At 34.2% G+C, this 11,778-nt stretch carries 11 protein-coding genes; 5 read left to right on the plus strand and 6 right to left on the minus strand.

Annotated features, from left to right (window positions below):
- Positions 1 to 16: 16 nt before the first annotated feature.
- From ACE939_RS15170 to ACE939_RS15190, 5 genes are all read left to right on the plus strand, one after another.
- Positions 17 to 2,392, plus strand: coding sequence for a TonB-dependent receptor domain-containing protein (locus tag ACE939_RS15170; protein ID WP_378186517.1), 2,376 nt, complete (start codon positions 17 to 19; stop codon positions 2,390 to 2,392).
- A 23-nt stretch (positions 2,393 to 2,415) separates the two neighbouring features.
- Complete coding sequence (locus ACE939_RS15175) at positions 2,416 to 3,735, plus strand: DUF4374 domain-containing protein (protein ID WP_378186518.1); 1,320 nt, start codon at positions 2,416 to 2,418, stop codon at positions 3,733 to 3,735.
- Between the two features lie 58 nt (positions 3,736 to 3,793).
- Positions 3,794 to 4,528: a DUF4198 domain-containing protein gene (locus tag ACE939_RS15180; RefSeq protein WP_378186519.1), complete on the plus strand. Its 735-nt coding sequence runs from the start codon at positions 3,794 to 3,796 to the stop codon at positions 4,526 to 4,528.
- Between the two features lie 113 nt (positions 4,529 to 4,641).
- On the plus strand, positions 4,642 to 5,112 hold the full coding sequence (locus tag ACE939_RS15185) for an RNA methyltransferase (protein WP_378186521.1): 471 nt from the start codon (positions 4,642 to 4,644) through the stop codon (positions 5,110 to 5,112).
- A 70-nt stretch (positions 5,113 to 5,182) separates the two neighbouring features.
- A complete protein-coding gene (locus ACE939_RS15190) occupies positions 5,183 to 6,532 on the plus strand; it encodes an alanine/glycine:cation symporter family protein (RefSeq protein ID WP_378186523.1) in 1,350 nt (449 codons plus the stop codon).
- A gap of 7 nt (positions 6,533 to 6,539) precedes the next feature.
- On the opposite strand, the gene ACE939_RS15195 is transcribed toward ACE939_RS15190, so the two are convergent.
- Genes ACE939_RS15195 through ACE939_RS15220 form a run of 6 tightly spaced genes read right to left on the minus strand, consistent with a single transcriptional unit; the run spans position 6,540 to position 11,712 of the window.
- Positions 6,540 to 6,938, minus strand: a complete 399-nt coding sequence (locus tag ACE939_RS15195) for a DUF2452 domain-containing protein (RefSeq protein WP_378186525.1) — start codon at positions 6,936 to 6,938, stop codon at positions 6,540 to 6,542.
- 2 nt (positions 6,939 to 6,940) lie between these two features.
- Complete coding sequence (locus ACE939_RS15200) at positions 6,941 to 7,219, minus strand: TIGR03643 family protein (protein ID WP_378186527.1); 279 nt, start codon at positions 7,217 to 7,219, stop codon at positions 6,941 to 6,943.
- Between the two features lie 14 nt (positions 7,220 to 7,233).
- Positions 7,234 to 8,718: a deoxyribodipyrimidine photo-lyase/cryptochrome family protein gene (locus tag ACE939_RS15205; protein ID WP_378186529.1), complete on the minus strand. Its 1,485-nt coding sequence runs from the start codon at positions 8,716 to 8,718 to the stop codon at positions 7,234 to 7,236.
- Positions 8,708 to 10,240: a cryptochrome/photolyase family protein gene (locus ACE939_RS15210; protein ID WP_378186531.1), complete on the minus strand. Its 1,533-nt coding sequence runs from the start codon at positions 10,238 to 10,240 to the stop codon at positions 8,708 to 8,710. The genes ACE939_RS15205 and ACE939_RS15210 overlap by 11 nt, the downstream gene beginning before the upstream one ends.
- A 4-nt stretch (positions 10,241 to 10,244) precedes the next feature.
- Entirely contained in the window at positions 10,245 to 11,546 is a 1,302-nt protein-coding gene (locus tag ACE939_RS15215) for a DASH family cryptochrome (RefSeq protein WP_378186532.1), read from the minus strand.
- Positions 11,547 to 11,562: 16 nt separating this feature from the next.
- Positions 11,563 to 11,712, minus strand: a complete 150-nt coding sequence (locus tag ACE939_RS15220) for a DUF2256 domain-containing protein (RefSeq protein WP_378186534.1) — start codon at positions 11,710 to 11,712, stop codon at positions 11,563 to 11,565.
- Positions 11,713 to 11,778 lie beyond the last annotated feature (66 nt).

Consider the following 11,778-nt stretch of genomic DNA (forward strand, 5'->3'; position numbering starts at 1 on the left):
TAAATAATAAATTGAAGTGGTAAAGAAATTCCTCATAAAAAGAATTTTTTCGTTTGATACGAATATTTTTTTATCTGTTTTATTCTTGTTGTGCAGTAGTTTTATAGGATATTCACAATCCTTTATAATTGGCAGTGTGCAAGATCAGTCTTTACAGCCCATACCAGATGCTTCGGTAAAGATTGATGGACTAATTAGCAAAGGAGTTGCGACCGATTTTGAAGGCAATTTTAGCATTCAAATTCCGTCAGGTAAATATACACTTACAATTAGTTACATAGGGTTTGATTCTTTTATTAAAACTTTAGTTCTCGATGATCAAAGTACTTTAGAAATAAAGGCTATTCTAAAAGAAAATATAAGTACCCTTGACGATGTGCATTTAAATGTTAAGACCGAGGCAAAAAAGATTCGAGAACAAGCTTTTGAAGTTGAGGTGGTAGAGACAAAGGGGCTTAAAAATACAAGTACAGATATAAATGCAGTTTTAAAAACTATCCCAGGTATTAATCTAAGACAAAATGGGGGTTTAGGTTCTGCATTTGACTTTTCTTTGAATGGATTAACAGGAAAACAAGTTAAGTTTTTTCTTGATGGCATACCTCTAGAAAATTTCGGAAGTTCGATGACATTCGATAATTTTCCTGCAACTTTAATTGATAGAGTCGAAGTTTTCAAAGGTGTAGTGCCTATTTATCTGGGAGCCGATGCTTTGGGTGGTGCTGTAAATTTAGTCACAAATCAACGCACTAATAATTTTATCGATGCATCCTATGATTTTGGTTCATTTAATACGCATCGTGCTACTCTAAATGCACAATATCATACAGATAGTGGTTTTGTAATTAAAGCATTTTCTTACTACAATCATTCTGATAATGATTATACTATTGATGGTATTGAGATACGTGATGATTTGGGTAATGATACAGGTATAACAAAAGATAATGTACGACGTTTTCATGATGCATATAACTCTCAAATGATTACAGTTCAATCGGGAGTTGTACATAAGTCTTTTGCCGATCGCTTTTTGCTTGGCATAACTTCATCAGCTAATAAAAATGAAATACAGCACCCAATAGATCCACAAAATCCATTTGGCGAGGTCTTTACCCAAAATGAAACTTTTAATGTTTCCTTAATTTATCAAAAGGCGAATTTATTAAAAGAAAAGTTACATATCAAAGCATATGCCTCTATAGGTCAAAACTTTGATAAAGTTGTGGATACATCAAGCAGAAAGTATGATTGGTTTGGTGGGTATATCGAGAGAGAGGATAAAGATTTAGGGGAGTTTGAGTTTAGTAAAACCTTATTTCAATTCAAAGATAGAGTTCACCTACTAAACACCTTTGCCTCGTATAATTTAAGTAAAACAAGTGTTTTAAGTTTTAATTATACCAAGAATTATGTAAAAAGAACTGGTAAAGATCCTGCTAAACGAACGAGAATTCCTTTTAACGACCCACATATTTTAGACAAAAATATAATGGGTATTTCTTATGACTTTGACCTTATTACTAGTAATTGGAAAAACGTTTTGTTTTTAAAACAATATTTCCTGAAATCTGAGGGTGTTATAGAGGATGTTTATTCTAACGATGATCAAAATCGTTTCAGTCACTTTGATAATGCTTTTGTCAAAACTGGCTATGGAGTGGCATCTACGTATAAATTTTCACCCGCTATGCAATTTAAAACTTCTTTTGAAAGAACGTTTAGAATTCCTGAAGGTTATGAGATTTTTGGAGATGGTTTGTTGTTAAAGGCAAATTCTAATTTACAACCAGAAGAGAGTTATAATGTAAACTTAGGACTTACAGGTACATTTAAATGTGCAAGTTGTAGTATTCGTTTTGATACTAATTTCTTCATGAGAAAAACTGAAAATCTCATTGTTTTATGGTCAGAAGGTATTAATTCAAGGTATTATAATACTGCAGATGCAAGTAGTATCGGTATCGAAGGAGAAGTAAGTGCCACATATAAAAATATATTTTTATCCATGAATGGTTCGTATCAAAAAATTCAAGACAATGTTCTGGATGTGCGTATCCCAAATATTCCCTATCTGTTTGGAAACTTAAGTGTTGGTTATACTTGGAAGGCCGCTATTGTTTCTCACGACAACTTAACCTTTTCTCTAGCTTCCTACTATGCAAACGAATTTCCTTTTCAGTCATATACTCAAGGATCTTCAGAAGAACGGATTTTTATTCCAAACCAATTTTCACACAATATACAGTTAGGATATTCTTTCAAAAACGGGATGTATAATCTATCGTTATTAGGACAAAATATAACCGATGAGATGATATATGATAATTTGAATATTCAAAAACCAGGAAGAGCATTTTATATTAAATTCAGATACTATTTATCAAATTAAAATAACTTTAAATACTAATACAAATGAACACACTTAATTATATCACTCGAACTATATGCTTAGCTATAGTATCATTATGCGTATTTTCATGTAGCAGCGATGATGATGTGTCAGAGCCAACTGAGCCTACGCAACCAGGGTCTTCTCAAAATTCAAAATATGTAGTTGGTTTTCAGGCGTTACCCGTAGGGCAAGGGGCTCCAGTAGATTACATAGTAGCACTACCTTCTCTAGAATCTTTAACAACAGGTGAAATTTCTGTTGAGGGTGAAGGAATACCTTTAAAAGGATGGCGTTTTTTTCATCAAGCAAATAATACTGTATTTACCGCTGGATACTCTGATGATGATAAATCAATCGCCTTTCAATTAGATGAAAATGGAGCTATAAACGAAGTTGCCAATTTTACGTTTCAAAATACTTTGGACAACTTTTCGGCAATTGATGATAAAACATTATTAGCAGTAGAGCTTAGTTACGGTGGACTTTCCGATAAGCGTTTTCATTTTATAAATGCAGAGACTGGCAAATTAGAAAAAATTATATCTCACCCAATTGATATTGATCCAGGCGATGGTACTGCAGCCAATCCAGGATCTATTCCATGGGTTACTGGTATGATTTTGCGCGATGGTAAATTATTTGTTTCTTATCATAAATGGGCGGCAGATGGTTCTTATGTAACACCTGATGTAGATCGTGCCTATGTAGCGATTTTTAGTTACCCCGAATTTGAATTGGAGAATATTATCTACGATGATAGAACGAGTCCAATCGGTGTTAACGGTCACAGTACAGGAATTATCAAGACCGAAACTAATGATATTTTTTCATATTCTTCTTCAGCACTGACAGCTGGCTTTACTGCTGCTACCAAACCTTCTGGTATTTTAAAAATTAGTAATGGTTCTGAAACATTTGATGTTGATTATTTTTTTGATGTAGAAAATACTACGAATGGAGGGAAATTATTTTGGATGGATTATGTAGGTAACGGAAAAGCTATTGGGAGAATCATATTAGATGATACATTACCTGCTTGGGGAGTATTTAAAGAGCAAGGAAGCTTTTTCAAACTTGTAATATTAGACTTAGTTAATAAAACAATAACCGATGTTAAAGGTGTACCTGCCCATGCCAATCGATATACTGCACCACTATTTGTCGAAGATGGTAAAGCTTATTTGAGCAGTCGTGTAGGCGAAGCTATTGGAGAAAATGGAGAAAATGCAAACAATGGTGAAACGCACGTATATGTGGTTGATCCAGAAACCGCAACTGCTACCAAAGGAGCCAAAGTTAACGGATTAGCACTTAAAGGAATTTTTAAATTAACAAATTAGTAAAATTAGTTGTGCTCTTACAGATTCATCAGATCACACTATCATTAAATTAAATATTATGAAAAATAACATCTGGTATGCGTTATTATTACTTATGATAACAACCCCATCGTTTGCACATTTTTTATGGATTGATACACCATCTAAAGGTACAATTGGAAAAGAGCAAGAAATACAAGTGTTTTTTGGAGAATATACCAGCGGAGTATGGGAAAAAACCGAAGGAGAAGTATTTCAGGATGCCGAAGATTTCACCATGTGGGTTGTAGCTCCAGATGGCAGTAAAATTGAGCTTTCTGTAGTACAAAAGGAGTTGTCGTTTTCGACTAATTTCACACCCAAGATGGAAGGTACGTATACTGTAATAGTAGATAATAAAAATTATAAGGTTCTTGATTATACAGAGTATGACTATGGAATTTTTAGACCTCAATATCATGCAACATCAAAAATTGATGTAGGAACAGGAACCAAAAAAAATACAGCTTCTGTCAATCCTTCGAGTTTGAGTATAGTAGACATTTCAAAAGTTGCATATACGCAAAATGCCACTGTTGATCTACAAGTTGTATTCAAAGGAAAGCCCTTGGCCGACGCAGAGGTAACTATTTTTATTAAGGATGAATGGTCAAAAAAAATGAAGACAGATAGTAAAGGGATAATTTCATTCTCCTTACCATGGAATGCAGATTATATCGTAGAAGCTACACATGAAGATAAAATCCCCGGAACATTTCAAGAAAAACCTTATCAATTTACATGGCATTGTGCAGTGTATACGATAAAGTTTTAAGCGTAAATGTTGACAGTCCCGTTCTTTTTAAAGAGCGGGATTTTTTTTATTAAATGCCATCTTAATTAGTTTATAACTCTATATCTATTTTAGTACTTTATTATTTTTGTACTATGATAGATAATTTTAAAAACGAATTTTTTGGCATCGGAATCCAAAATGGAAAAACACCCGAAAATTTAGGAGTACTGTGGCGATCAGCACAAAATTTAGGAGCAAGTTTTATTTTTACTATTGGAAATCGTTACGCAAAACAAGCTTGTGACACCCACAATGCAGTGAAATCCTTACCTTATTTTCACTATAAAAATTTTGAGGATTTTTATCGTCATTTGCCAAAAGGAGCTATGCTTGTAGGTGTAGAACTCACAAAATCTGCCGAAGCTTTAGAAGCATTTAGGCATCCTAGACGTTGTGTATATTTATTAGGAGCAGAAGACCACGGATTATCAAAAGAGGCTATAGAAAAATCTCATTTTTTAATCAAGTTCAAATCAGAGCTGAGTCTCAATGTAGCAGTTGCAGGTAGTATTGTAATGTATGATCGTGGTGTAAACAAACCCAGATTTACAAAATTTACATAACTATCGCTTTTCTTAGAAAGGATACAATAGGATATAGTATATTTGATTATACAAATCAATAGCTCTTTCTATGTTTAAAAAAATTGAAGCACTCGTTGCCAGTTTTAGTTCTTGGATCTGGGATTGGCCATTATTATTTTTACTGATAGGAGGAGGGCTTTTCTTTTTAATGTACTCACGTTTCACTCCTTTTCTTTATTTTAAACATGCTATCGATATTTTACGAGGTAAATTTGATGATGCTAAGGAAGACGGTCAACTAACACATTTTCAAGCACTTTCTTCTGCTATTGCTGCAACTGTTGGGATGGGCAATGTTAGTGGTGTAGCTATTGCAATAGTAGCTGGTGGTCCTGGTGCAATCTTTTGGATGTGGGTAAGTGGAGTTATCGGTATGGCTACAAAATTTTATACGTGTTCTCTTTCTATGATGTACCGATCTAAAGATGAGCAGGGGATCCCATTAGGAGGTCCCATTTATGTCATAGAGGGGGGATTGGGATCAAAGTGGAAACCATTGGCGATTCTATTTGCATTGGCTGGATTAATAGGTACACTTCCAGCGTTTACAGCTAATCAATTAACCCAAACCTTGGTAGATGTCTCAGCGTTGACTGAAAACGATAAATTTTATATCGGAATAGTTTTAGCTCTCATAGCTTCGTTGGTAATATTTGGAGGAATAAAAAGAATAGGAGCAGTAGCAAGTCGCTTAGTTCCTGCCATGGTTGCTTTATACTTTGTATCTGTACTTATTATATTAATCATACGAATAGACTATGTTCCTGAGATGTTTATTTTGATTTTTACGGATGCTTTTAGTGGTGAAGCAGTGGCTGGAGGCGCCTTAGGTTACTTAGTGAAAACGGGAATTAAACGCGGATCATTTTCGAACGAAGCAGGTATTGGAACAGCACCTATGATGCATGGCACAACTAAGACCAAAGAACCCATAAGAGAAGGATTAGTAGCTATGACTGGACCAGCAATCGATACATTGGTTGTTTGTACATTAACTGCTTTGGCTATATTATCTACAGGTGTATGGAAAGACGGAGATGAGAACGGAGTATCTCTAACACTTAAAGCTTTTAACTCTGTATTACCCTACGGCATAGGTGATGTAGTTTTGATTATTATGATTTTGGTTTTTGCGTTCTCAACATTATTTTCGTATTCTTATTATGGTAATTTATGCTTGGGATATCTTACTAAACCAAAATATGGAAAATACTATAATTACATATACATTCCCTCGATTGTAGTTGCTGCAGTAGTAAAAATTGACTTTGCTATTAACCTTATAGACAGTGCATTTGCTTTAATGGCTATACCTACGGTTGTCTCAGGATTACTACTAGCTCCTAAAGTAAATCAAAAAGCTAAAGCGTATTTTAAAAGTTTAAAGTCTATTGTCTAAGCCAAAATTATAATTTTTCCCACATGCGATCAGCTTTTAGTTGAAAAGTACCGATGTATGTAAAATTGCATTCTTCAGGAGAGATGACAGATAAAAAAGTTTCTTCGTTTTTTCTTTTGTATAAATAATAGGTAGCTCCTATAACAGGTTCAAAATTAAATTTTGATTGATAGATCAGATTATTGTATTCAAATTGATCCATTAACTGTTCGTATGCCAGTTTCAATTCATCAAATTTTGTTTTGATTTGATGATTTACATTTGTAATTCCTCTGTTTTTCCAAGCAGCGGTATCTTCAATAGTTATCGCGGGAGCACTTACATTGGTTGCGTATGCTTTAAGCCCTGCATCATAGCGCTGCTCTTGATCATTAAAAACTACTGCGTCGGGTTTTTTATTGGCCATTTTTATCGTTTTGAGATGTTATTATGTGTGATATGTTTTTGTCTTGAACATTTAAAGCGTCCTTCTATAAAATTTCTTTTTTTAGCATGTTTTGTCTTTCTTCCTTGCACGCGAGCTCGCCACATTTTGAAACTTGACGGTTTCATTTCAGAACGCATTAATTTAATGACTTCTTCTTCGGTTAGATTAAATTGCCATAAAATTGCGTCAAAAGGAGTTCTATCTTCCCATGCCATTTCTATGATACGATCTATTTCTCTTGGGGTTAACATTGTTTTCATAATCAATAGTATTTTTAGTCAAAAGCCCTTCTATTGGGCAACGTATGTTTTTTTAAAATTCGTAGATTTTCTTCTTTTACCAATTGATCATCGCGTAATGCCCAGAGCGTATCACTAGCATATTTACGAGTAGATGGTAGTTCTACGATAGGATTTGGATAATCAACACCTAAAACAAAGTCATTAAACTTTTGATCTAGTGGGGTCATTTTAAAAGGTTCATGAATAAATTCAGGCGGAAGATCTCTTAGTTCTCTAACCCATTTTCTAATAAAATGACCTTCGGGGTCATGCTCTAAACTATTTTTAATAGGATTATAAATTCGTAGTAGGTTGGTTCCAGTTTCACCAGCTTGCATTTGCAGTTGAGGAAAATGAATCCCTGGTTCAAAATCTAGAAACATTTGTGATAAATGTGAAGTGGCTTCTTGCCATGGTTGCCATAAGTTATGCGTAAAAAAGGATACGACAAGTGCGCGCATTCTAAAGTTTAGATACCCTGTTTCTGATAAGCAACGCATGCACGCATCGATAAGAGGATATCCAGTTTGTCCAGTTTTCCATGCCTTTATATAAGCATCAGAGACTTGTTTTTTTAGCTTATGATAGCCTTTATTAACACTCTCAAATTCCATAGTATCTTCCATTTCAAATTTTTGAATAAAATGGGCTTGCCATCGCAATCTAGAAGTAAAAGAATCTATTTGCTTTTTGAAAGTTGAAGTTTTACGGATTACTTTGGCATAATGCCATACTTGACGCACCGATAAGTTACCCCAAGCCAAATATGGTGATAAACGGCTACAGCCCTTACGAGCCAATGCAGGTTTCGAAATGTGAGCATTATAATTCTTGATTCGCTCTTCAAAAAAGGACGTCAAATAGCGATGTGCCATGGTGGATCCACCGACTTGCATAAGCGGGTAATGTGCTGTGTGTAAATTTGCAGTATTAAAATGGTTGGACAAGTTATCTAAAGTCGCAATAGGAATAAAACTGTTGGTGTCTGGCTTAAAATCATGCACTGGTTGCATCATATATTTCTCCCATTTATCGCTCCAATCCATTCGATCTCTTTCTCCTCTAAAAACGCCATTGTTAATATGCTGTTTCCAATGGATTCTATTGTTTTTACAAAACCTAGAAAAATTTTTATCACGATCATACGTTAATCGAATACCAGTTTCTTGATGGCTATAAACAGTATTAATTTTCCAGAATTGTTGTAAAGTACTTACTACTGAGATTATTTCTGAGTTTACAGAAAGAACTCTAGTTGTGTATGGTTCTAACTGTTTGTTCAAATCGAGAATAGATTGTTTGATAAAATTCCAATGTCGTTCACTGTAATGTTTATCATTGCGTAATGAATTTTCAAAAACAAATAATAAAAGTGTTGGTACACCTGATTTTATAGCGTTATGAATAGCCTCATTGTCCAATAAGCGTAAATCTCGTTTAAACCAAACGATATTAATTTCGGGTTTTTCAGTATTCATTGGGGTTTGCAATTATATGTTGTGCTCTCTTTCTATACGCATCTTTTTTCTCGGGACTCATTTTGTCTAGTAGACTCATCATCATTTTCATTCTGCGATTATTTTTGAAATAGTGTTGCTTCTCATCCAGAAAGTTCCAATACAGACTATTGAATGGACAGGCATCATCTTCTGTTTTTTTTGAGACTTTATAATAACATCCTTTGCAATAGGTGCTCATTTTGTTTATATAGCTTCCGCTGGATACGTAGGGTTTTGTTGCAACAAGCCCACCATCTGCAAATTGACTCATACCCCGTGTATTGGTGATTTCTACCCATTCTATTGCGTCAATATAAATACCTAAGTACCATTGATCAACTTCATCTGGATGTACCTGAGTAAGGAGGGCATAATTGCCTGTAATCATAAGTCGTTGAATGTGGTGCGCATAGGCATCTTCTAGACTTTGCGTAATTGCATGATGTAGGCAATTCATCTTTGTGTTTCCAGTCCAATAAAATTCAGGAAGTTTATTATGATTTTCAAGATGATTTTTTTTCGCGTAAGCGGGCATTTCTTTCCAATACATACCGCGCATATATTCTCGCCATCCTAAAATTTGACGTATAAACCCCTCAACTTGAGAGAAATGAATCAATTCCTTATGCTTTCTCCAATAATCAATTACAGTCACGATAACCTCCATAGGGTGTAGCATTTTACTATTCATAGCAAAGGATAATCGACTATGAAAGAGATATTTTTGATTAGGAGCCATCGCGTCTTGATAATCTCCGAAATGTTTCAATAAATTTTGACAAAAATAATCAAGAGTATCTAGCGCTTCTTCTCTTGAGGTGGGCCAGTTGAAGTTTTCTGTAGAAATATTTCCTATAGTTTTTACTTTTTGTTTATTTAATAAGTCAATTAGAGAGGTTACGTCTTTTACATATTTTTTTTCTTCAGGTATTGCGGGAGTCCCTTTCCATTTTTTTCGGTTACTTTCATCATAATTCCATTGGCCGCCTTCAGGGTCAGTATCTGTTACCATTAAAATGTCATATTTTTTTCTCATAAACCGATAAAAATACTCCATAGTAAACTGTTTTTTACCTTTAAAAAAAGTTGATAATGTAGTGCGTGTAGTCAGAAAGTGTTCTGTGTCATAAGCCTCGTGTTCTATAGATAGAGATTTGCACAAATGGATTAATTGCTGATCCAGTCTATACTCATCTGGCAACTGGTATTCAAATTTTGAAATATTTTTTGTCTTTACTAGATTTTCTATATTTTCTGAAAGATTTTGGGTATTGTTTTTCGCGTCAAGCGTATAATAAAGTACTTGATGTCCTTTTTTTTCTAAAGTTTTTGAGAAATTACGCATACTATCAAAAAATGCCACAATTTTTTGGATGTGGTGTTTTGTATAATCAGTTTCTTGACGCATCTCTGCCATAAAATAAATAATAGTATCATCTATTGTGTTGAACCAGGAATGATTTATATTGAGTTGATCACCAAGAATTAAGCGTAATGTCATAAGTTTAAAATAATATGGGTTGTAACCAAAGTTGTTGAAATTTTTGTTGAGGATCGTAGCGTTTTGCTTGTAACTCTATATTAAATTTACGATCACGAGGATCATTCCCTACGCCCGCAACATACATCCAATTGCCATAATTACTGTGTACATCATAATCGATCAAAAACGCCTCAAAATATGCGGCACCTATGCGCCAATCTATTTTTTGATCTTTTGTTAAATAGGAAGCTACATTTTGACGGCCTCTATTACTCATCCAACCAGTTTTACCCAACTCAATCATATTAGCATTAACAAAGGGTTCTTTAGTTTGTCCTGAAATCCAAGCATTTAGTTTTACTTTGTCAGTAGACCATGCATACTTTTTTTGAAGAATACCATCGATACTAAAAATTTTATTACCATATTTAAGTGATACGTATTTGAAAAAGTCACGCCATATCAGTTCAAAGATCAACCAATAAGTAGAGTCATTTTTTATCACATCTTTTTCGTATTTTTTAATTTCCCAATAAATTGTCCTAGCAGAAATACTACCATTAGCCAACCACGCAGACAATTTAGAACTATAGTGAGGTCCAATCAAACCATTACGTGTCTTTTTATAGGTCGAAAGATTATGACTTTGCCAAAAATAATCTTTAATTCGATTTTGTGCTTGTAGTGTCCCACCCTTAAACGGAAATGCCGAACGAGAGTCGATTGTACGAGATTGGTACCCTAAAGTTTCTATCGTTGGTAGTTTAGTATGGTTGGTAATATAGTTTGTGCTAGAAAGCCTTTTTATCGTACTTGGTCGTTGTACGGTACATCGATGTTCACATAATTTACGAAAATCGGTAAAAACTCTAGGTAGTGATTGTATAGGAATGGGTAGTTGCTCAGGGTTAATCAAAAATTGATCGTAGGACGCCGTCCATTTTATAGCGCGCTGAGGCAACTTGTTTTTTACATTAGCTTCAATAATACATTCTTCATGTGTCCATTCCTTTTGCAGATAAACCTCGGTGATAGCATGTTTATGAATCAGCTCTGGAATACAGTTTTCTGGATAATCAAAATACGTGAATAGCGTAATGTTATAAGTTTGTAAAGTGTCTCGCAATTCCTCAACCGTTTCTAAGAGAAATTTAGCACGATAATACTCGGTCTTTTTAAAGCCGTAGGAAGTACTTTTAAAATGCCTTGGATCAAAACAAAATATTGCAATAACTTTTTTATGATGTGCAGTAGCCTTTGTTAAAGATAGGTTGTCTACCATTCTTAAATCATTTCGAAACCAGACTAATGCGGTTGAATCCATGTTTTGTTTTTTATCTTTAACTTTTTAAAAAGCGTTTCTTGTTTCTTCGACAACGCTCACTGCAATACACTACTGCATCCCAATCACGTTTCCATTTTTTGCGCCAACTAAAAGATTTGTCACAGACGATACAAATTTTTGTTGGTAAGGAAATTTTATGATGCATAGATTATTTTGTCTAACAAATTTAGTAAAAAGATAAACAAAAATTCTTTCATTTGTATTGTTTTTA

It is taken from the genome of Aquimarina rhodophyticola, from assembly GCF_042434915.1.
Lineage (GTDB): Bacteria > Bacteroidota > Bacteroidia > Flavobacteriales > Flavobacteriaceae > Aquimarina.